The organism is Clostridium sp. AF19-22AC (assembly GCF_003479085.1).
GTDB classification, from domain to species: domain Bacteria; phylum Bacillota; class Clostridia; order Lachnospirales; family Lachnospiraceae; genus Faecalicatena_A; species Faecalicatena_A orotica.
This window is the reverse complement of the sequence record NZ_QUGN01000043.1, coordinates 1-19,249: the sequence shown is the minus strand read 5'-3', so window position 1 is coordinate 19,249 and position 19,249 is coordinate 1. Positions and strand designations below refer to the sequence as shown.

Sequence of the window (19,249 nt, the reverse complement as noted above, 5' to 3'; positions counted from 1 at the left end):
ACCGGGGAATAGGGGAGTGGAATTTAAAATTTCATTTTAGGTTTTTATAAGTATATCATATCAGCAGACACGAGTACACTGGATTATGATATACTATTCATAGAAATAAAAACTGGCTGTGGTTCTTTAAAAAGTGCTTAGAAAGGAGAAATGCAGTATGAGTGATAAGGCAGAACAACTGAAAATTTTAAAAGAAATCTTCAAGGAAGATTTCGAAGAAATTGATGCCGGTGTCCGAAGCGGAGGGGATACTACATTGTTTGAAGTAACGAGTATTGAAGGAGTGGCGATTCCGGAAGGCCTTACAATTGTTGTGAATTTTGATAATGGTAAAAAGTTAGGCTGGGCCGGACCAAGCTCACCTCTCTACACATCTGACCGTTTTGACGAGCGGTTTAAAGGGAATCTGAACATATTTGTTATGAAAAAAAAGAAGGTCCTGAAACAAATTCATACAACTTATAATCAGGAAACCTTCAAAAAAAGGGCAGATACATATAGCTTTCAGGAAATATTCGATTCTGTGGAATTCTGATCATGACTGCTCATAACCTCACAGCTGCTTCTAAGGTGCATATATTATTATTGAGACTTTATCTCATTTCCCCGAAAGGAGAATCACTATGAAGGAGCAAGAAAAAAGGAGTATGAGTAATCCAGAGAATATGTCTGTGCCCTCAAATATAGCTGCAAATGCTGATGAGCCTGACGCGCCGCAGAATCTGATTGCGGTGGCTGACGGTCCGATAAGAATCAACACGTCATGGGACGGGGCAGCCGGAGCTGAACTGTATAAGGTGTACCGCAGTACAACGGTTTCCGGCCCATATGAGCTGGTTGGGCTGACGGCAGCAACGTCATACACGGATGCAGGCCTGACACCAAATACCACTTACTATTACCGGGTGTCGGCCACGGCGGGCACTACAGAAGGGGCTTTGAGTAATATCGCGTCTGCCACCACGGATGCCGATGTACCAATGCCGACGAATGTAATAGCTACACCGGTGAGCCAGACGCAGATCAATACGACGTGGAACCCTGTACCGAATGCTATGGCCTATGCAGTTTACCGCAGTACGACACCGGACGGGACATACCAGTATGTTGGCACGGCTTCCGGCCCGGCCTACAGTGATACGGGACTGACGCCGGGAACGACCTACTATTACCGGGTGGCTGCCATTGTCGGCGGAGCGGAGGGAACTCCGAGCGCATACGCGGCAGCAACGACTTATCCGGAAATTCCCGTTCCGCCATGCAGGCCATGCTGCTGCCCACGCTGTGGGTGTAGTCCGTGCCGCTGTCCCCGGGAACAACATCACAATCCATGCAGCCGGTAAGTGACGGGAAAATATTAAAAAGAAGAGACGTCCGGGTGAAAGCCCGGGCGTTTTCCTATGTCTGTAAATGGAAATCATAGACAAAATCTATAAGTATCAATGTATATGCCAATTATTAATTAGTGAATAAATAAGGACAATGATAAAATATAAACAGACTGTACAAGGCCCCGTAACATACCGGGGCCGGAGAAGATTAATTGGAGGACTTGAAAATGGAAGTAATTAAAGATCTGCCGGAAGTATTTGAGGAGTTTGCAGAACAGCGGAAGAATTCATTTCTGACTGTCAAGGAATTAAAGGATAAGGGGATTCCGATTGTGGGGGCTTACTGCACCTATTTCCCACAGGAGATCGCGATGGCAATGGGCGCTGCCACGGTAGGGCTGTGTTCCACATCAGATGAGACGATTCCGGTGGCTGAGAGAGACCTGCCGAAGAACTTGTGTCCGCTGATCAAATCCAGTTATGGATTTGCCATCACAGATAAATGTCCGTTCTTTTATTTTTCAGATGTGGTAGTAGGGGAAACTACCTGTGACGGAAAAAAGAAAATGTATGAGTACATGGCAGAGTTTAAGGATGTATTTCTCATGGAACTGCCGAACAGCCAGAGGGAAGAGGGCCTCAAACTGTGGAAGAGTGAGATTATCCGTTTCAAGGAGTATTTAGAGAAGAAGTTCGATGTGGAGATAACTGAGGACCAGATCCGTGATGCGATAAAAGTTAATAACGCAGGCAGACGTTCCTTAAAAAGGCTGTATGAGGTCATGAGGCATGACCCTGCGCCGATCAAAGGACAGGATTTGTTTAAGGTGCTCTATGGCAGTACGTTTAAGTTTGATAGAAAAGCAATTCCGGCGGAGGTCGATGCACTGGTTGATAAGATTGAAAAAGAGTATGCCGAAGGTATCATGCAGGAAGAGAAGCCCCGTATTCTGGTGACAGGATGTCCGGTGGGAGGCGCTACGGAGAAGGTTATCAAAGCGATTGAAGATAACGGCGGTATTGTTGTTACCTATGAAAACTGTACCGGGGCAAAATCCATTGACAAGCTGGTAGATGAGGAGAATCCGGATGTGTATGATGCACTGGCGAGACGTTATCTGGATATCGGATGTTCTGTCATGACCCCGAATCCGAACCGGCTGGAGCTTATGGGACGCCTGATTGATGAATATCAGGTCGACGGAGTTGTGGAAGTACTGCTTCAGGCCTGTCATACATATAGTGTGGAGTCAAAGGGAATCCGTGATTTTGTAAACGAGAAAAAAGGAATCCCATACATTAGCGTTGAGACAGATTATTCCCAGGCTGATATCGGTCAGCTGAACACAAGGATTGCGGCGTTTATAGAGATGCTATAAAGGGCTGCCCGGCAGAGACGATGCATCGTTTTGGGCTGATATATGGTAAACCTGTAAAGGACGGAAGGTATAAGAGGATGGATTATGTAGGGATAGATATAGGTTCCACTGCGTCAAAGGTAGTGGCAAGAGGGAAGAATGAACTGCATTTTACCCTGCCTACAGGATGGAACAGCAAGGAAACGGCAATGGTGATTGAAGACAGGCTGCGCGAGGCCGGTGTGGATGTCCGCTCGGATGCGACGAAAACAATCGCGACAGGCTACGGGCGTGTGGCTGTTGATTTTGCTGATTATGTGGTTACAGAAATCACCTGCCATGCCAGGGGAGGCATTGAATTTGCAGGAAAAGACTGTGCAATCATCGATGTAGGCGGACAGGATACAAAAGTGATCCTTGTCAGACAGGGAATGGTACAGGATTTCCTGATGAATGACAAGTGTTCTGCGGGGACGGGAAAGTTTCTGGAGATTATGGCAAACCGCCTTGGTATTACCCTGCAGGAACTATTTGATATTGCGTCACAGGGAGATGTTCTGCCGATCAGTTCCCTCTGCACAGTGTTTGCAGAATCAGAGATTATCAGTTACATCGGTGAAGGGAGAAAAAGGGAAGATATTGCAGCGGGTGTTGTAGACTCCGTAGCGGCAAAGGTAGCCCAGATGAGCCTGCGCCGGGAACTGCCGGAGAAGATTATGCTGACAGGCGGATTAAGTGAAAGTACATATTTTGCAAAGATCCTGTCAGATAAAATAGGAAGAAAAGTAGAGAATACGAGTCATGGAAGATATGCCGGGGCATTGGGCGCGGCAATTCTGGCAGAAGAAAAATCAAAGAGGAGAGCAAAGAAAAATGAACATTAAGAACGAGGCAAGTGTCAATAAAATAAGAAAAGATGCCGAGGATTATTTCAGAGGGGGATACTTTTGCTGTGAAGCTGTTATGGCGGCAATCCGGGATAATTTTGAACTGGATGTACCAAAAGAAGTGATAGCAATGGCAACCGGTATGGCGGTTGGCGCCGGGCATTCGGGATGCATGTGCGGAGCTTTGAATGGCGGAATCCTTGCCTTGGGACTGCTATTTGGCCGCACGGAGCAGAATGGGCCGAAAGACCCGAAGGCGGTTAAATGTATGGAACTGACGAATGAACTCCACACTTGGTTCAAGGAGGCAAGCGGGAAGAATTCTGTCTGCTGCCGTGTATTGACCAAAGAATTTGATATGGGGAAAGGGGAGCATAAAGAACAGTGTGTCCGTTATACAGGACTCTGTGCAGGAAAAGTGGCAGAAATCGTAATACGTGAGTTCGGACTCACCAATACCGATGAAGAGACAGCATAGGGATACATAATAAGAGGAGCAGGGAGAGAGGGAATGAAAGATAAAATACATAAAGTACCGCTGCCGTTGTGCGGTGTCATGCTCGGATGCGCGGCACTTGGCAATCTGCTGCAAAGTTATTCGGAAGGACTTCGCTATATCTGCGGGATCGCCGCGGCTTTTCTGCTTATACTGATTCTGCTGAAACTGATCCTTTTTCCAGAAATGTTCAGGGAAGATATGAAGAATCCGATCATGGCAAGTGTGTCTGGGACATTTTCAATGGCACTGATGATTCTCAGCACATATTTAAAACCATTTATCAAGGGAGGCGCTTATTATATCTGGCTTTTTGCACTGGCGCTGCATATTGTGCTGATCGTCTTCTTTACATTCCGGTTCATCGTGCATATACAGATGCCGAAAATATTCGCGAGTTACTATATTGTATATGTCGGGATTGCAGTGGCGGCGATTACTGCGCCGGCCTATGAAAAAACGGGGATTGGAAGTGCGGCATTCTGGTTCGGGTTTGTGTCACTGATCGTGCTTTTGATACTGGTGACATACCGATACGCAAAGTTCAGGCAGATACCGGAACCGGCAAAACCGTTGATCTGTATCTACGCGGCACCGGCCAGCCTGTGCATTGCAGGCTATGTGCAGTCCGTGGCAGTCAAATCAAAGGGATTTCTCGTTGGAATGCTTATCCTCGCCAGTATCCTGTATGTGTTTGCACTGGTAAATGCGGTGCGCTTCATGAAAATGCCGTTTTACCCAAGCTATGCTTCATTTACGTTTCCATTTGTGATCAGCGCCATCGCTGTGAAACAGGCCGCAGCCTGTCTTGGCAGCCTGGGGATGCAGGTGCCGGGAATACAGATTCTGGTGCTGACAGAGACTGTGATTGCGGTGGCACTTGTCCTATATACTTATGTCAGGTTTATGCAGAATATCTTTGGTCTAAAAAAATAAATGCATATGGGGTGGCTCTAATCAATTTGAAATGCTCAAATGATTGGCAGTTGCCCCATTTTATTATCAAAATCGAAAGTATAAACAAAAGCTGTTAAAGAAATGAAAACATGCTATAATAATTACGGCCTTTTTATGAAAGAGGAAAAGATGGTTATATTACATTGAAACTTAATGATAACGGAGAGGAAACTTACGATATGTTAACCAAAGAGGTGATGCTGCTGCTTGATATTCTTTCCGGAAAAGAATATGTAACAGCATCTGATTTAGCTGAAAAAGCCGGGTGCAGCAGTAAAACAGTACGTAGCAGAATGAAAGAACTGAATGAAGCTTTAAGCCGGATTCCGGGCAGTCCTGCGTGGGTGGAGTCAAAACCCCGCTATGGATTTAGACTGGTGCATGGACAAGGGATAGATATAAAAACCCTTCCTCAGCTTCTTGGGGCAGAGGAAGCCAAAAGCATGCCGGCAACTCCTGGGGAACGGGTTAAGTTTTTATTGTTTCATTTACTGGAACGGAAGAGTTATATTACTATCTCAGAACTTGCAGAGCAGCTCTATGTGTCGGATGGAGTCGTGAAGACTGCCCTGAAGAATACGGAACGTATTCTGGACCAGTATGGAATCCATATAGCCAGAAGGCCCGGTTATGGAATTCTTGCGGTAGGGGATGAAACGAATATAAGAACCTGCCTTGTAGATATGTTCATGGATGAAGATAGTAAAATAGGTGTAAGCTACGACATGCGGCAAAAGGAAATGGAGGAACTGGTCCAGATCGTTGCGGGGCTTATGAAGGAACATAATGTTTCTATTCCGGAGATATCTTTTTATAATTTTGTAAAGTATATCTATGTTTCTATAAAAAGGATTCAACACGGAATGGAGGTCCATTTCCAAAGCGAGTCGCAGGTACAGATAGACGAATCCAACATAAAATTCGTTAACAATCTGGATGATAAAATCAGGGATTACTTTGATATAAATATCTCTGATAATGAGAAAGAATATCTGGCAATCCAGCTTGCAGGCAAACGGGTGATCGGGAACAACGGAGAGGGAAATCTGGTATTTAAGGAAGAACTCAGCAGTCTGGTTTCTCAGATGATGGAGATCACGTTTGAGGAATTCAATCTGGATCTGAGAGGAAATTTAGATTTAATTATGCTTTTGAACCAACATATGATTCCGCTGGATATCAGGTTGAAGTATAACATTCCCCAGGTGAACCCGTTGCTGGAGGATATACAGAAAAATTATCCTTTTGCATACACGATAGCAGAACGTACTGCTGTTATTTTGCAGGAATATTATGGCAGGGAGGTGCCGGAAGATGAGATTGGTTATCTTGCAATCATTTTTGCTCTTGGGCTTGAAGAGCAGAAGCCAGTAGTAGAGCCCAGTAATATCCTGATTGTATGCAGCTCTGGAAAAGGGAGCTCCAGACTACTGACTTATAAATACCGGCAGGAGTTTGGGGAATACATCGACCAAATCAAGATTTGCAATTTATTTGAATTAGGACAGATAAATTTTGACGATATAGATTATGTCTTTACTACAGTACCGATTGAAGACCCTGTCCCGGTGCCTGTCTATGAAGTAAGTCTGTTTCTTAATGGGGAAGATATCATTCATGTTAGAAAAATTCTGGAAAAGGGAAACGATGGATTTTTAAAGACTTATTTTGCAAAAGAATTATTTTTCCCAAAGATAGGAGGGCTTACAAAAGAGGAGGTTATCCGGGAATTATGCCAGAGGGGGCGTGAGGTACTGGAACTGCCTGAAAAGTTTGAAGAGTCAGTTCTATATAGAGAAGAACTTTCTTCTACGGACTATGGAAATATGGCAGCAATTCCCCATCCATATAAAGCAATGGGAACAGAGACTGTGGTGATTGTTGGCATTCTTGAGGAGCCTGTATTTTGGGGACGGGGAGAAGTCCAGGTAGTCTTCCTCATTTCTATAGGCAGCCGGGAAGACCGAAATTTGCAGAGGTTTTATCAGGAAGTTATGAGGCTTTTAATGAATCAAGATACAATCCGGGAGTTCATAAAAGAAAAGGACCTGGATGCTTTCTTAAGTGGGATATAGTAAAAGTGAACAAATCCACATTCATTTTTTCCAGAATGAATGTGGATTTTTTGTGTCTGGAGATAAAAAAAGGTTATGTTAAGATTTAAATATAAATAAATAATCTAAAAAGGAGGACAGATTTATGGCGGAATCTTGGGAAACCCTTGATCAGAGGGAAATACCAGAATGGTTTCAAAACGCTAAATTTGGAGTGTTTATACACTGGGGACCATATAGCGTGCCTGCATACCGCTCCGTAAATAATGAACAATTCGGTTCCTATGCTGAATGGTATTATGCATCTGTATATGGCAGTTATCGGAATAGCGGGGAACGTTATCATGAGAAAATGTACGGGGAGGATACCGAGTACAGGGATTTTGCAAAATGGTTCCGGGCAGAACTGTTTGATCCGGATTACTTAGCAGGCCTGATCCGGGACAGTGGGGCAAAATATGTCGTACTTACAACCAAACACCATGACGGATATTGCATGTGGCCTACGGAAAATCCACACAAAACCCATTGGAACTCCTTCGAAAATGGTCCGAAAAGGGATATCACAGGAGAGTTAAAGGAAGCGGTGGAAAAGAAAGGAATGAAGTTTGGGATATATTACTCTATCATTGATTGGGAAAGTGTACCATCCCACCGCTGTGATGACGGATATTTTATTCCTGAAAAGGATGTGAAGAAATATGGCCTTCCAAAAGATAGATATCTCAAAGAAGTGCTTGCTCCGCAGCTCCATGAACTTGTAGAGAAATATGAGCCGTCAGTGATTTATTCTGATGGCGGTGAATGGGATCTGACAGAGGATGAGAGCCAGGTCCGTCCGTTTTTGAGCTGGCTTTACAATGAATCCCCGGTGAAAGATAAGGTGGTTGTGAATGACCGGTTTTACAAGGAAATGCCTGGTCAGCATGGAGACTACTATTCAACGGAATATCAGGATAAGCAGATTGACAATCATCCATTTGAAGAAAGCCGGGGGATAGGGAAATCTTACGGGTACAACAGGGCTGAAAGGGCAGAGGATTACTGCACTTCAAAAGAGTTAATACAGGAATTGGTCCGTGTGGTGGGTAAGGGAGGAAATTTGCTGCTGAATATAGGACCAATGGCTGATGGGACAATACCAATTCATGAAGTGGAAAGGCTGAAGGAAATCGGGGCATGGCTGGCAGACTGCGGAGAGGCTATTTATAATACAAAACCGTATTTCCCAGAGAATGAGAATCCATCTACATGCTGCGGCAGGAACAGATATATTTTTCTCGACCGGGCAGATGCAGAAGGCATTTACCTGACATCACACGAAGAACAAATGGTAGAAAGCATCAGCATTTTGGGAGTAGACCCTGATTGTATATACCAGACTGAAGACGGCAGACTGCGTGTTGAGACAGATAATCTGGAGGGGCTTTACAGGTATCTGGAGAGATTCGGTATGATTACAGTTAAAATTACAGAGAATGATAGTAGAAAAGAGGAGGAAGAGAAATAATGGAGGCTGCAAAAGTAAACAGATTTGAAAAATTTCTTGATGCAAAATTGATTCCACTGGGAAATAAAGTGTCCCAACAAAGACATTTGAAGGCAATTCGTGATGGTATGGTTGCTGCCACGCCTTTGGCCCTGCTGGGTGGCATGACCTTAATTGTGACATCACCGCCGGTTAATCTGGAGACCATGAAGCCCACTAATTTTTTGTTCCAATTTCTGATTGCGTGGAAACAGTGGGCGGTAGCCAACGGAATGCAGATTGAATTGTTGTACCGTGCATCTATGGGACTGATGGCTATGTTTATCTGTCTGGCAATTGCGCATTCACTGGCAAAATCTTATAAGATGGACCCGGTAGGAAGTATGATTGTTTCAGCAGTCTGCTTTATGATTACCTCTGCACCATCCGATTTGGGTGTAATGTCGGCCGGTATTACTGCAAAGATGACCGGCGAACAAATTCTTGCGAACCAGTCAGTACTGATGCCAACGGGATTTCTGGGAGCGGAAGGTATTTTCACAGCAATCATTTTGGGCCTTCTGACTACAGAAGTGACAAGAGTCATGCATGAAAGAGGATTATTTATAAAAATGCCGGATGCAGTACCGGCTCCTGTAAAAGCATCCTTTGCATCCATCATACCCTTAATTGTAAATGCTGTAGGTATTTTCCTTATCAGTATGCTGGTGCAGAAACTGAGCGGGGGACTTCTTATTCCGGAATTGATCAAAGCATTGTTTAAACCATTAGTAGTTGCGGTAGATTCACCTTTCGGCATCATATTAATTTCCGTTGTTACCCAGGTTCTGTGGCTCGTTGGACTTCATGGCTCCTCTATTGTAAGTGGGGTTGTTGGTGCCTTTGAATTAGGAAACCTTACCGCAAATGCAGCCTTGGTTACACAGGGACTGTCACCGGAATATATTTACACAGAGCCATTCAGGGCATTTTTTATGATACTGGGCGGTGCCGGAGCGACAATCGGCCTGAATATTCTGATGCTCAGAAGCAGGTCAAAACAGCTGAAGACATTAGGAAGACTTGCAATCGTACCATCTATTTTCAATATCAATGAACCATTGATTTTTGGTACACCAATTGTTCTGAATCCTACATTAGCAATACCATTTATATTAGCCCAGACTGTAAACGGGGTACTGACTTATCTGATTATGTATGTGGACATCATCGGAAAGACCTTTACGTATGTTCCGTGGACAACACCGGCACCTATAGGGGCAGCTATTTCAACGATGGATTTTAAAGCATTAATATGGGTACTGCTGCTGATTATTGTTGACTTACTGATCTGGTTCCCATTCTTTAAATCCTATGAGAAACAGCTTATCCTCGAGGAGAAAGAAGAAACGGAGGCATAGTGATGACACAGGAAGAAATTCACAAACACATATTATGGGGGGCGGCAACGGCCGCCTATCAGGTAGAAGGCGCAGCATATTGTGACGGCAAGGGAAAAAATTCATGGGATGAATATTATGAAATCAATGATATCGGATATGACGGTACTGTGGCAGTGGACCACTACCATCATGTGGCGGAGGATTTAAGACTCTTCCATGAAATCGGCCTTCAGACATACCGGTTTTCAGTTTCTTGGTCAAGAATTCTGCCGGAGGGGACTGGAGAAGTGAATCCCAAAGGCCTGGAATTCTATGACTTTATTGTTGATACGCTGAATGAATATGGAATTGAACCATACCTTACATTGTATCACTGGGATCTTCCGCTGCCGCTGCTGAAAAAAGGCGGCTGGCTGAATTCGGAAGTTATAAAGGATTATCTGAATTACTGCAGGATATTATTTGAACATTTTCGCGGAAGAGTACGGATGTGGGGCACAATCAATGAACCTGCGTCAGAAGTAATTGAAGGATATATTCAGGGGACTCATCCACCTCAGGAAAAGAATTATGCCCATGCATTTCAAGTGTCACACCATTATAATCTGGCAAGTGCATCCGCGATAAAAATGTTCCGTGAGATGGGGATGGAAGGAAAGATCGGAATTGTTTTGAATCCGATGCCTGTTGATGTCCTGGAAGAAACACCTGATAATCTAAAAGCAAGGGATATTGCTTATGATTTCTTGTCCGACTGGTATTTGAGTCCTGCACTAACCGGGCGTTATCCTAAGAAGATGCTGGAATACTGTCAGAAGACGTATGGTTCTCCAAAGATTCAGGAGTCCGATTACCGTCTTATGGAAGAAAATACAGGGGATTATCTGGGGATAAACTATTATATGCGAAGGGTAGTAAAAGCGAAAGACCTTGACAGTAAAAGCATTGAAGATCAATATACCTTTGTAAAAGTACCAGATGGTAATTACACAAAATGGGGATGGGAAATCTATCCTGAAGGAGTTGCAAATCTGCTGCAACGAATCTATAATGATTATGGGAAAAAGGAAATTATTATAGCAGAAAACGGTATTGGTTTTGACGATCAGATTGACGAGTCAGGACAATTTCAGGATGAGGAAAGAATCTCATATATACATCAGCATATTGATACCATTGAACGGCTTTGCTGTGAAGGATATAATATTACTGCTTACTATGTCTGGTCAGCCATTGATTTACTTTCCTGGACAAATGGCTACCAGAAGAGATACGGTTTGATTGGGGTAGATTATAAAACTTTAGAGCGAAGGATTAAGAAAAGTGGCTTCTGGTACAAAGACTTTATAGAAGATTAATAGGAGAGTATAAATTAATGGAGAGCAAAGAAGAAAATTTGTTAAATATAATTGTTAATTCAGGTGAGGCAAAGTCTCTGGCCTTTGAATCCATCCAGCTAGCCAAAAAGGGTGAACTGGAAGCTGCAGAGGAGAAACTAGAGGAAGCAAAACAAGTGCAGTTAAAAGCACATAATGCACAGACGGAACTATTAGTGCAGGAGGCAAATGGAGAACATACGTCACTGAGCATGCTTCTGATTCATGCTCAGGACCATCTGATGAACAGTATAACATTTGTAGACCTTTCAAAAGAGATTGTAGAATTATATAGGAGGCAAAAATAATGAAAAAAATATATCTGATTTGTGCAGCAGGGCTTTCCACAAGCATGATGGTTGAAAAGATGAAAAAAGCAGCTTCAAAAGATGGGTTCGAGTGTATGATTCAGGCGGTAGGCATCCCAATGGCAGAAAGTATTATGCCGAATGCGGACTGTATCCTTTTAGGGCCACAGATTCGCTTTGAGAAGGAGAATATTTGTAAAATCGCAGGAGATGTACCGGTTGCTGTGATAGATATGAAGGATTATGGCAGAATGAATGGGGAAGCCGTGATACAGCAGGCAAAAAAGCTGATGGAAGACAGGTAACTCGTTTAGCCAGAAATAAAAAGGGTGGCTTCAGGAACAATTGACAGCCACCCTGTATTTTAAGTCCTATTGTATACTTCTCCCTAGTTCCAGTATTCTGTCATAACATTTCTCAAAGAATAGCTGATAACCCGCGCAGAAGTAATTTTCATACAGCCCGGTGGAGGGATTGAAATCCCGGTTCCGCTGACAGCCGCCCCGGCAGAGGCGGCTGTATTTGCATTCTCTGCACTTTTCATTCAGCTTTAAGGAGCGTTCAACAAATCCGATCACTTCCCGCCTTTCATTGATATGATCCAGCCGGTGTTCATTAAAATTACCAAGGCAGTATTCGTCCAGCATATAAAAATCACACGGGTAGACGCTGCCGTCTGCTTCGACAACATTCTGAATTCCGCAGGAACCTCTCTGATCACAGGATTCCGCCATATATCCGGCGGCAAGTCCGATATAATTTTCAAACTGCCTGATATAAGGCTGGCGGCCATGCTTAAGATCTTCATACCACAGGTCGAATAAATCAGTGAGGAACTGTCCGTATTTTTCCGGTGTGAGAGAATAAGGCGTCTTCTCATGACCTTCATCCAGAGGGTCGAGACAGGCGATATACTGCTGGTAATTCCAGCCATGTTTCTGATAATCCCGGTAAATCTTTTTGACATTATCCGCGACTGCAGGTGTCACGACCGTCAGGATATTATATTCCACCTGAAATTCGTCCATCAGCCTTGCCGCCTCACTGGTCCGGGCATAAGTGCCCCCGCCGTTTTTTGTATGGCGAAGCGAGTCATGGATATCCTGTGTGCCGTCTAAGGAAAGACCGATCAGAAAGTTATTTTCCCGGAAGAAACGGCACCACTTTTCATCGATTACATATCCATTTGTCTGCAGGGCATTGTGGACCTGAATCTGGTTTTTATTATACTGTTTCTGATAGTCCACAGCCTTTTTGAAAAAATCCAGCCCTCTTAAGGTTGGTTCACCACCCTGAAAGGCATAGCTGATCATTCCATCCGCACGCAGCATAGTTTTGCGGATGACATTTTTTAATGTTTGTTCGGACATGAATCCGAAAGATTCCTGAGAACGTTTTTGTGCCTCATCACAGTAAAAGCAGTAGTCACAGGACATATTGCACATACTTGAGGAAGGTTTGATTAAAACACTGACAGCAGGCATCGTAGATTCCCCTTTCAATTTAAGATAACTTCACCGAACCGATATATTCAGATTCAGATGTGTATGACATGAGTGACGGTATAGTAAGATACTTCGAGTAAACCACAAAGTACCATGACCAGAATTGGATTTAATTTTACCTTACGTAGCAGCACGACTGCAAGGATAAAATACAGGACCATACGGACAGAAACATTTTCCCGGGTAAAGGAGATCAGGCCGTTTACAAAAAATGCGGAGATTATGATGGTAAGTCCGGCTTTGGCAATCATGGCTACCACTGCGGGCCGCAGCGAGGCAAGTGTCCCCTGAAGGAGGGAAAGATTCCTGTATTTGGTATAGATAAAGGCGAGGAGTGTGACAAAAATACAGGACGGGAGGATGCATCCGAGTGTCGCTGCGACGGCACCCGGCGCCCCGGCAATCTGTGTACCTACGAAAGTTGCGGCATTCACGGCAATCGGGCCGGGGGTCATCTCTGCAATTGTGACCAGATCTGTGAATGCGTTCATGGAAAGCCAGTGGTTGAGGGTGACAACCTGCTCCTGAATAAGAGGCATGGCCGCATATCCGCCGCCGAAACTGAAACAGCCAATCTGCAGGAAACTGAAAAATAGTTTGAGATATATCATCCTTTTGTCCTCCTCCTTTCCTCAAAAACGGTGCGCAGAAGTCCGAATCCAGCAACGGCGATGATGATAAGAACCACATTCATACCAAAGAAATAGCTTGCACAGAAACTGACCAGCATGATCACGATATTGATCCAGTCTTTTGTTTTAACGACATTTGCGCCCATATCGTAAACAACGGAAGCGATGACCGCCCCGACACCTGCTTTCATGCCGCCTAACAGGGCTGCAATATACGGATTTGTCCGGAACGCATCATAGAAGACGGAGACAAGCGAAAGGATTACCATAGGGGGAATAACAGCACCCAGCACGGATACAAGAACTCCGGGGATTTTACAGAGCTTATAGCCGATGACGATAGCGCCGTTCACGGCGATGGCTCCGGGGGAGGACTGTGCAATTGCGACAAGGTCCAGCATCTCCTCCTCATCGATCCAGTGGTAGTGGTCTACGAATTTATCCTTCAGCAGAGTGACGATGACATAGCCCCCACCGAATGTAAAGGTACTTAAATATAGAGTTGCAAAAAAAAGTGTGGTTAAAATATGTTTTTGGTTCTCTGGTTTTCTTTCTTTTACTGCTATTTCTTTCATAAATGAAAATCCTCCCTCTGTTACTAACAGTATATCGTGCATTGATATATAAGGCAAATAGTATTATTATATATATATATATAATGAAAATATTATGAAAAATATGAGGCATTACTATGACATTGAGACATTTAAGAATCTTTGCTGCTGTCTATCAGGAAATGAGTATAACAAAGGCCTCCGGGAAACTGCACCTTGCACAGCCAAGCGTCAGCCTTGCCATAAAAGAACTGGAGGAGGCATACCATATAAAGCTGTTCGACAGAATCAACAGGAGACTGTTTATAACGGAAAAAGGAGAAGCGTTTTATACCTATGCCTCCCATATACTGGATCTGTTTGATGAGATGGAGAATTGTATGATAGCCCCGGATATTCCGGTCGGGATTTCATTAGGATCGAGTATCACGATCGGCAATTACCTTGTGCCGCAGACCGTTGCCGCATTCCGCAACAAATACCCGGCGTGTGAAGTGACAGTAAGAATACAGAATTCACAGCAGATTGTACAGGCGGTTCTGAAAAACGATCTGGATCTGGGACTGGTGGAAGATAAAGTCAGACATGACCAGCTTGGGGCGGTTCCGTTTATGCATGACCGGCTTTACTTCATATGCGGGAAAGACCATCCGCTGGAGGGCAGGAAGATGCTGACACTAGAGGAGATCTGCGCCTATCCGTTATTTTTGAGAGAACCGGGAAGTGCGGGCAGGGAGATCACGGATGGTTTATTAAAGGCACACCAGATCAAGCCCAAAATCTCATGGGAAAGTGTCAGTAATCAGGCACTGATACGGGCGGTGGAAGTAAATCCGGGGATTTCAGTGATGTCGGAGAAACTTGTTGAGGAGGATGTGAAAAATGGCAGGATTGTGATACTGCCGTTTTATCCAGATGCATTTGAAAGAAGCTTTACTTTAATTTACCATAAAAAGAAATACATAACAGGAGCGCTCGGGGAGCTGATTCAGATGTTTAAACTTTCATGGAGGGAATGATGATGGATGCAATCGAAACGAAAATATATTACCTGATCTGCAGCCACGAGGGTATTAAAGCAAAGGATATCGGTAGATACACAGGGCAGCCGAGAAAGGTAATCAACCATTACCTTTATAACTCCCCCTATATGAAAGAACTTTGTTATCAGGATAAAGACTACAGATGGCACGGCATGATACGGCAGTGTGTGCCGCATTACGGTCTGGAGGAGTTCAGCGGTTATTACAGCTGGGTCCGTGAATTTCTGGATACGGATTACGAGGAATTTCTTCAGCACCTAAAGCGGGGGTGTACCCAGATTGGACGGAACCTGAATGATACGAGGGGGCTCTTCCATTCTTTCGAAGATACCTACAATACTATGCAGAACCTGTTCGGAGATTTGATGATGCATGGAGTCGGTACTTCAAAATGGGAGAAGTGGGAAATCTTATTTGAACTCAGGATTAAGCGGGCCAGATACATAAGGATTTATGCGGATGTGATACTGATTACCAAAGAGAAGGTGTTTTCACTGGAATTTAAGATGAAGGATGAGGCGCTTGAGGAAGACATCAGTCAGGCAGCAAAATACTGTGAGTATCTGGAAGTCCTGTTCGGGCCTTCCTATGATGTCATACCGGCACTCGTCCTGACTCAGGGAGAGGATATTTACGGGGAGGCCAATCTGGCAGGCTCTACTGCGATAGTACCGGTGTGTTCAGGGGACAGATTGTTTCAACTGATAAAAGAATACTGCAAAGAGACTGCCTGATTTCGTTAGTTAAAGTTATACAGATAATGATTCCCCTCATTATCACTGATATAAATTCCTTCTATTGGCTCCTCCCCATTCATAATCTGCACCCTTGAGGCTTTGGATGCCGAATGGACTTTGCTGTAATTAAGCTCTTTTTTTATACCTTCGATATTCTTGTGCATATCAAATAAATATGGTGTTTCTACTGCACGTACCAGTGACAGGCTGTCGCTGTCATATGATATGACGGCATAGCCGCATTTCTGGTTCTCAGCTGAAAATGTACAGATGTATAATGAATCTTTCTCCATATCAGGATTCATGTCCTTATCTAAAATAGTATATTTGGCAAAGGTATCGTAATTCCACTTTGGATTTTCGATATCACCGAGTTTGGCGGTCCATCCGCTGGCAAGGTGTTTAAAAATGGATTTATTAAACATCTTAAATGCACGCGAATCCTGTGCTTCATAATAAGAATTAAGTAAAGCCTCTGTCCCGGAATTTTGCTCAAATTTTACACTGCCTTTTGCCTTCTCTCCGGTTACTGTGACCTTGTATGACCCACTTTCTTCAATCGGGACCTGAAAGGTATCGGAAGAGACAATATTATTCGTTTCATAGACCGGATCATCCTTATCCTTCTGGATTTTTACGGATAACTGTCCACTGTCGATTACAAGTTCTGCATCGATGACATCCCCTTTTTCCAGTTCAAGTAACTGAGAATCTGTACCGTTAAAGATACGGTATTCCATGAGCAGATGGCTGTCATCCCCGATTCGGCTGCCGCTGAAGTTGGAGCCCCGGCAGGCGGTCAGTGAGAATGCAGTAAGTATTGCGGCGGACAAAAACAGGTATTTTTTCATAATATTTCCTCCTCAGCCTGAATCATACGCCTGTTTTCTAAAGAAGAGGGGTGGGAATAACTTAAAATTTTCTTAAGGCAATAAATAATGGCAAAAATAAACTAAATTTGGGAGTGTTTGGCTGATCTAGAATTGATAATAATGTTACTGTTCACGGTATATATATAAGTCATAGTCATATTTCACAAAAATAAATTTTTTATTTTGTGGATAAAATCTGTCTCAGGCAAGAGGACGAATGTCGCCTTGCCTGTTCTTCCGAAATTCGCTTTGCTGGACAGAAAATCTCCACATTTTTGTGGATTCTTTTTTTGTTTTTCTCTTATTGTCAGCTTCTGACCATCACTTATCCACCGTCATATTGCCAGTCCTACTCTGTAGTTAAATTCTCCATTTTTCCGCATAAATGTTATAATTAAGGCATTTTAGTGGAGGTGCTTTATGGCAAAAGGAAAAGATTATAGTCACGAATTCGATGTACTAAACCAATATATCGCTGGACTAGAACGTGAAGCGAAACTCAGAGACCGTATCATTGAATCACAAAAGGAAATAATCGCTCATATGGAAAAATACCAGCATGAGCTGGAGGCAGTGATTGACGAATTTCCATCTTTGGTTGAGGGCCTTTAATTATGAACAATTCCGCATTTGAACATATCTCATCCTTACAGATCCGATTACATGCAGCATTGCAAGAGCTGGCGGCATTCAAATCAGGGAAGAAGTATGTCCGAATGCAGGAACAATACAAGAAAGACCTGCGTTGGCTGGAGCGGAAACTGAGTAAAAAAGAGCAGTTGATTGCAGGTCTCAGGCTTGATATCCGCAGAAATCGAGAGATGTGGTTTGAGCAGGCTGAGATCCTCGAAAAAGAGCACGCCAAAGAAAGCCGGCTCTTAAAAAAGCAAAACAAAAAATTACTCGAGCGTGCATTACACGCAGAACACAAGCTTGATGACGCAAAAGATAAGATTACAGAACAGCGTTGCGAATTGTATGATGTCAAAACAGAACTCGAAGAAGAAAGGGGCAAGAATAAGGATCTGATCGCCCGGATTAACCGTGATTTCGAGTCTTCTTCCATCCCATCATCACAATCACGGACCCATAAAAAGGTTTCCAATAGCAGGGAAAAGACGGGACGCAAACCAGGAGCCCAGCCCGGACACCCTCATCATGCACGGAAAAAGCAGATTCCAACAGAACCCGTGATTCTTCTCGCGCCCTCTGCTGAAGTATTGGAGGATCCTGATTTCAAAGCGACTGGTAAGTATATCCGAAAACAGCTGGTCGGCTTAAAAGTCACTGTTAAATCATGAATGCTGTGTATCAATCGATAAGAGCCGTAGATTCCTTTCAGATTTAACTGGAGGAAAGCTAAACATTTCAAAAGGAATGATCAATAAATTATCAAGATCATTTTCCGGGAAAACAAAGCAGGAACGAAAAGAAGTCTTTTCAGATCTGCTGCTATCGACGGTCATGCATTCTGACTGTACCAATGCAAAGCTGAACGGAAAAAGTCACTTTGTTTTCGTAAGTGCCAGCCCAGATGGAAAGATCCTCTATCAATCACGTGAGAAAAAAGGACACGAGGGGATCAAAGGGACTCCAGTTGAAACTTATTATGGGATCCTGATTCATGATCATGACACAACATTCTATCGGTACGGAAGTGATCATAAGGAATGTCTGGCCCATATCTTACGATATCTCAAGGACAGCACCATAAACGAGCCAGAGTTGAAATGGAATCAGCAGATGAGAAGTCTGCTGCAGGAAATGATCCATTTCCGAAATGGAATACCGGAAAATACAATTCCAGATCCGGTAATAGTTGCCGAGCTTGAAGACCGGTATCGTAAGATCCTTCAGACAGCAGATGAGGAATATAGCTACGAACCTCCAAGCGATTATTACAGGGAGGAATTTAATCTTTGCCAACGGATGAATAAGCTTGCAACAAATCATCTTCTGTTTCTGCATAATCCAATGGTTCCAGCAACAAATAACCTTGCCGAACGTCTTCTCAGAAACTTCAAAAGAAAGCAGAAGCAGGCCATGTCATTCCGAAGTGCCGAAAGCATCGAGCATCTTTGTGACTGCATGAGCATGCTGGTTATGATGCGCCAGAATGATGAGAACAACTTATTCGACCAAGTTGCTGAAATATTCGGATAAAGACGATCGATGGTTTTGACTACTATTAGTCTACAACATCGATCATTCTATTCCAAGTCATCCCGTGAACCAATGTCAGTTAGTTAAGTTACAAGGTTAAATCCT

General features: G+C 43.6%; 21 protein-coding genes. 17 read left to right on the top strand and 4 right to left on the bottom strand.

Annotated features, from left to right (window positions below; genetic code table 11):
• Positions 1-157: 157 nt before the first annotated feature.
• From DWX43_RS26265 to DWX43_RS26210, 12 genes are all read left to right on the top strand, one after another.
• Entirely contained in the window at positions 158-535 is a 378-nt protein-coding gene (locus DWX43_RS26265; RefSeq protein WP_118622962.1) for a hypothetical protein, read from the top strand.
• Between the two features lie 88 nt (positions 536-623).
• Positions 624-1,343, top strand: coding sequence for a fibronectin type III domain-containing protein (locus DWX43_RS26260; protein ID WP_118622960.1), 720 nt, complete (start codon positions 624-626; stop codon positions 1,341-1,343).
• Positions 1,344-1,558: 215 nt separating this feature from the next.
• Positions 1,559-2,710 carry a double-cubane-cluster-containing anaerobic reductase gene (locus DWX43_RS26255; protein ID WP_118622958.1) on the top strand — a complete coding sequence of 384 codons (1,152 nt, stop codon included), beginning with the start codon at positions 1,559-1,561 and terminating at the stop codon, positions 2,708-2,710.
• A 77-nt stretch (positions 2,711-2,787) separates the two neighbouring features.
• Positions 2,788-3,573 (top strand): acyl-CoA dehydratase activase, encoded by a 786-nt coding sequence (locus DWX43_RS26250; protein ID WP_118622956.1) that lies wholly within the window; start codon positions 2,788-2,790, stop codon positions 3,571-3,573.
• The gene (locus DWX43_RS26245) at positions 3,563-4,054 is read left to right on the top strand and encodes a C-GCAxxG-C-C family protein (RefSeq protein ID WP_118622954.1); all 492 of its coding nucleotides are present in this window, start codon (positions 3,563-3,565) and stop codon (positions 4,052-4,054) included. Before DWX43_RS26250 ends, DWX43_RS26245 begins: the two co-directional genes overlap by 11 nt.
• A gap of 33 nt (positions 4,055-4,087) precedes the next feature.
• The gene (locus DWX43_RS26240; RefSeq protein WP_118622952.1) at positions 4,088-5,008 is read left to right on the top strand and encodes a TDT family transporter; all 921 of its coding nucleotides are present in this window, start codon (positions 4,088-4,090) and stop codon (positions 5,006-5,008) included.
• Positions 5,009-5,208: 200 nt separating this feature from the next.
• Positions 5,209-7,104, top strand: a complete 1,896-nt coding sequence (locus DWX43_RS26235; protein ID WP_118622950.1) for a BglG family transcription antiterminator — start codon at positions 5,209-5,211, stop codon at positions 7,102-7,104.
• A gap of 124 nt (positions 7,105-7,228) precedes the next feature.
• Positions 7,229-8,593 carry an alpha-L-fucosidase gene (locus tag DWX43_RS26230; protein WP_118622948.1) on the top strand — a complete coding sequence of 455 codons (1,365 nt, stop codon included), beginning with the start codon at positions 7,229-7,231 and terminating at the stop codon, positions 8,591-8,593.
• On the top strand, positions 8,593-9,972 hold the full coding sequence (locus DWX43_RS26225; RefSeq protein WP_118622946.1) for a PTS transporter subunit EIIC: 1,380 nt from the start codon (positions 8,593-8,595) through the stop codon (positions 9,970-9,972). Before DWX43_RS26230 ends, DWX43_RS26225 begins: the two co-directional genes overlap by 1 nt.
• A 2-nt stretch (positions 9,973-9,974) precedes the next feature.
• Positions 9,975-11,312, top strand: coding sequence for a family 1 glycosylhydrolase (locus tag DWX43_RS26220; RefSeq protein ID WP_118622944.1), 1,338 nt, complete (start codon positions 9,975-9,977; stop codon positions 11,310-11,312).
• A 17-nt stretch (positions 11,313-11,329) separates the two neighbouring features.
• Positions 11,330-11,638: a PTS lactose/cellobiose transporter subunit IIA gene (locus tag DWX43_RS26215; protein ID WP_118622942.1), complete on the top strand. Its 309-nt coding sequence runs from the start codon at positions 11,330-11,332 to the stop codon at positions 11,636-11,638.
• Complete coding sequence (locus DWX43_RS26210; RefSeq protein WP_118622940.1) at positions 11,638-11,943, top strand: PTS sugar transporter subunit IIB; 306 nt, start codon at positions 11,638-11,640, stop codon at positions 11,941-11,943. The genes DWX43_RS26215 and DWX43_RS26210 overlap by 1 nt, the downstream gene beginning before the upstream one ends.
• 66 nt (positions 11,944-12,009) lie before the next feature.
• On the opposite strand, the gene DWX43_RS26205 is transcribed toward DWX43_RS26210, so the two are convergent.
• The 3 genes from DWX43_RS26205 to DWX43_RS26195 are packed head-to-tail and all read right to left on the bottom strand — an operon-like array spanning position 12,010 to position 14,350.
• Positions 12,010-13,122: an anaerobic sulfatase maturase gene (locus DWX43_RS26205; protein ID WP_118622938.1), complete on the bottom strand. Its 1,113-nt coding sequence runs from the start codon at positions 13,120-13,122 to the stop codon at positions 12,010-12,012.
• A gap of 53 nt (positions 13,123-13,175) precedes the next feature.
• A complete protein-coding gene (locus DWX43_RS26200) occupies positions 13,176-13,754 on the bottom strand; it encodes a chromate transporter (RefSeq protein ID WP_118622936.1) in 579 nt (192 codons plus the stop codon).
• The gene (locus tag DWX43_RS26195) at positions 13,751-14,350 is read right to left on the bottom strand and encodes a chromate transporter (RefSeq protein ID WP_118622934.1); all 600 of its coding nucleotides are present in this window, start codon (positions 14,348-14,350) and stop codon (positions 13,751-13,753) included. Before DWX43_RS26195 ends, DWX43_RS26200 begins: the two co-directional genes overlap by 4 nt.
• 116 nt (positions 14,351-14,466) lie before the next feature.
• Between DWX43_RS26195 and DWX43_RS26190 the strand changes: the two genes are divergently transcribed.
• Both DWX43_RS26190 and DWX43_RS26185 read left to right on the top strand, forming a co-directional pair.
• Positions 14,467-15,348 carry a LysR family transcriptional regulator gene (locus DWX43_RS26190; RefSeq protein WP_118622932.1) on the top strand — a complete coding sequence of 294 codons (882 nt, stop codon included), beginning with the start codon at positions 14,467-14,469 and terminating at the stop codon, positions 15,346-15,348.
• Between the two features lie 2 nt (positions 15,349-15,350).
• Positions 15,351-16,106: a helix-turn-helix domain containing protein gene (locus DWX43_RS26185; RefSeq protein ID WP_118622964.1), complete on the top strand. Its 756-nt coding sequence runs from the start codon at positions 15,351-15,353 to the stop codon at positions 16,104-16,106.
• 5 nt (positions 16,107-16,111) lie between these two features.
• On the opposite strand, the gene DWX43_RS26180 is transcribed toward DWX43_RS26185, so the two are convergent.
• Complete coding sequence (locus DWX43_RS26180) at positions 16,112-16,960, bottom strand: hypothetical protein (protein ID WP_118622930.1); 849 nt, start codon at positions 16,958-16,960, stop codon at positions 16,112-16,114.
• Between the two features lie 441 nt (positions 16,961-17,401).
• Between DWX43_RS26180 and DWX43_RS26175 the strand changes: the two genes are divergently transcribed.
• The 3 genes from DWX43_RS26175 (at position 17,402) to DWX43_RS27500 (ending at position 19,144) form a co-directional block, all read left to right on the top strand.
• The gene (locus DWX43_RS26175) at positions 17,402-17,593 is read left to right on the top strand and encodes a hypothetical protein (RefSeq protein WP_118622928.1); all 192 of its coding nucleotides are present in this window, start codon (positions 17,402-17,404) and stop codon (positions 17,591-17,593) included.
• A gap of 2 nt (positions 17,594-17,595) precedes the next feature.
• Positions 17,596-18,282, top strand: coding sequence for a hypothetical protein (locus DWX43_RS27505; RefSeq protein WP_243099483.1), 687 nt, complete (start codon positions 17,596-17,598; stop codon positions 18,280-18,282).
• A 76-nt stretch (positions 18,283-18,358) separates the two neighbouring features.
• On the top strand, positions 18,359-19,144 hold the full coding sequence (locus DWX43_RS27500; protein ID WP_243099482.1) for a transposase: 786 nt from the start codon (positions 18,359-18,361) through the stop codon (positions 19,142-19,144).
• Positions 19,145-19,249: the final 105 nt, after the last annotated feature.